Annotated in this window: 2 protein-coding genes; both read left to right on the top strand. The window is 44.2% G+C overall.

The features are described 5' to 3' along the window. Positions 1–98 precede the first annotated feature (98 nt). Positions 99–1,313, top strand: a complete 1,215-nt coding sequence (locus QUA54_RS33995; RefSeq protein ID WP_333419403.1) for an adenylate/guanylate cyclase domain-containing protein — start codon at positions 99–101, stop codon at positions 1,311–1,313. Further along, positions 1,306–1,989 carry a mechanosensitive ion channel domain-containing protein gene (locus tag QUA54_RS34000; protein WP_333419405.1) on the top strand — a complete coding sequence of 228 codons (684 nt, stop codon included), beginning with the start codon at positions 1,306–1,308 and terminating at the stop codon, positions 1,987–1,989. Before QUA54_RS33995 ends, QUA54_RS34000 begins: the two co-directional genes overlap by 8 nt. The last annotated feature ends 259 nt before the right edge of the window (positions 1,990–2,248 follow it).

Consider the following 2,248-nt stretch of genomic DNA (forward strand, 5'->3'; position numbering starts at 1 on the left):
ATGAAATGTCAAGTACATTGATATTCACTCATTTGTTTATTATACCTTGCTTGTGTTATTAAATTTTCATTCCTTATCTGGTTGGGTCGGATTATTTAATGCGCTCTGCCTCTCGTTTCCAGATTGAAGATCCAGAAGGTCATGCAAAAACTCTACGCTCGATCGGCATTGACGAAAAGACCATCAAGAAAATTAAAGAGTTCAATACTACAATCCTCCTACAGGAAGTGCAAACAAAAGCAGTAAAGGAAGCGTTGTTTGGAAAACAGGGTACGCAGGTGATCGACGATTATCGTAATATTCCAGTTTTGAGTTCTTATGCTCCACTAGAGATTGATGGATTGAGGTGGGTGATCGTGGCGGAGATTGATGTTTCTGAAGCCTATGCCTCAATTCACTCGTTTGAAAAAAAAGTTGCGATTGGAGTTACTATAATCATCGCGCTAATCACGCTTGTTGCGATTTGGCTGACCTCAATTTTTGTCAAACCCATCAATACTTTAATCAAAAGCGCTCGTAAGGTGGGATCTGGGGAATTTGACGCGGTTGTGAAATCCGGTTCGCAAGATGAATTTGGAGAGTTGGCTAAGTCATTTAACCAAACGATAGCCAGCCTTCGTGGCGAAACTCAACTAATCGAACAGAAAAATCGCGAAAATGAAGCATTAGTCTTAAATATATTTAGTCCCGCAATCGCCAAACGCCTCAAACAGGGCGAGCGAGAAATTGCCGAGCAGATTTCTAATGTCTCAGTCTTGTTTTCCGACCTCCACCAATTCACCAAGCTCGCTCAATCAATGTCCCCTCAAGAGGTTGTTGGCTTGCTTAATGAACTGGTAACAGGCTTTGATGAAATGACAGATAAATACGGTCTAGAGAAGATTAAAATTATTGGTGACGGTTACATGGCTGTATGCGGGCTTGGTATGCCGCGTCTGGATCATGACAAACGCACGCTAGATTTTGCTTTGGAAATGCTGTCGTTTGTCCGCCGATTTAGTTATGAAAAAGACTTACATCTAGACCTGCAGATCGGCATCAATTCAGGAGATGCGCTCGCAGGCGTGATTGGCAAAAATAAATTGCTCTACGACGTTTGGGGCGATACTGTAAATATTGCCAATAGGTTGAAGTCGGCTTGTCCCCCCGGCTCGATCTTAGTTTCTCAGGACATCTGCTCGCGCCTGCACGATATCTACGATTTTGAGCTGGTTGGTGAAATTCAAGAACCTGGAAAAGAAAAGCTAGTGGCTTGGCAAGTCAAAAGTTCTAAGCTGACCGTAAGTGTTCGAGAGGAAGAAGTTTATGAGTAATTTAAGCTTTTCAAACGACTGGCAAACCTGGGCGGTAATTGTCGGATTAGGGTTCCCACTCTTAGTAGTTTTACTAGGAGAAGTTATTTATCATCTACAAAGGCGCGGTAGACCGCTGGCGGCTACGCTGCAGGTTGTAAAAAACCTCGTCCTGCCAGTCTTAATGCTGATGCTTTTAATCAGAAATGTCGTGAGGTTTGACGTTAACGGGAATTTTGCAAAGGTCGTCGAAACCCTGTTTTGGATATCTGTTATCTACGCTTCTCTCTCGCTGTTTAATGTGATTTTGTTTGAAGAAGCTGAGGCAAATACATGGCGGGGACGGATGCCAAAACTGCTGGTCGATCTTTCTAGGTTGTTTTTGGTACTTGTGGGAAGCGCGATCGTACTGGCGGCGGTGTGGGGTGCAGATTTGGCGGGTCTTGCTACGGGATTGGGCGTTAGCTCGATCGTGATCGGTTTGGCGCTTCAGGACACATTGGGCAGCATCATGTCGGGCATTGCGCTGCTTCTGGAACGCCCCTTCAGCGTGGGTGATTGGTTGCGCATTGGAGATATCGAAGGTCAGGTAGTTGATATCAATTGGCGCTCTGTTCGCCTGCTAACTCTCCAGCGACAGGTGATTATCGTTCCCCATCAATTTGTTGGAAAAGAAATAATTCATAATTACAGCTAACCAGAACGCATTTACAACCAACGCATCAATATTGGCTTTTCCTACGATAGCCCTCCTAACCTGGTGAAGCAGGTACTGCTAAGTACAGCTTTGGGTACACAGGGAATATTAGCCGAACCCGAACCAGAGAGCAAAACCACATCCTATGATGAGACTGCAATTATCTATGAGGTGGAGTTTTTTAGGCTCTCCTGACTTTATGGTGTAAAATAGATCAACCAATACAGTTAGAGTGATGAGCTTTCATTTAGACTATCTA

The sequence above is a fragment of the Microcoleus sp. MOSTC5 genome, from assembly GCF_036701825.1.
Lineage (GTDB): Bacteria > Cyanobacteriota > Cyanobacteriia > Cyanobacteriales > Microcoleaceae > Microcoleus > Microcoleus asticus.

Bases quoted from the DNA above. Each gene is read 5' to 3' on its own strand.
- QUA54_RS34000 (WP_333419405.1), top strand. From the start codon at position 1,306: ATGAGTAATTTAAGCTTTTCAAACGACTGGCAAACCTGGGCGGTAATT.
- QUA54_RS33995 (WP_333419403.1), top strand. From the start codon at position 99: ATGCGCTCTGCCTCTCGTTTCCAGATTGAAGATCCAGAAGGTCATGCA.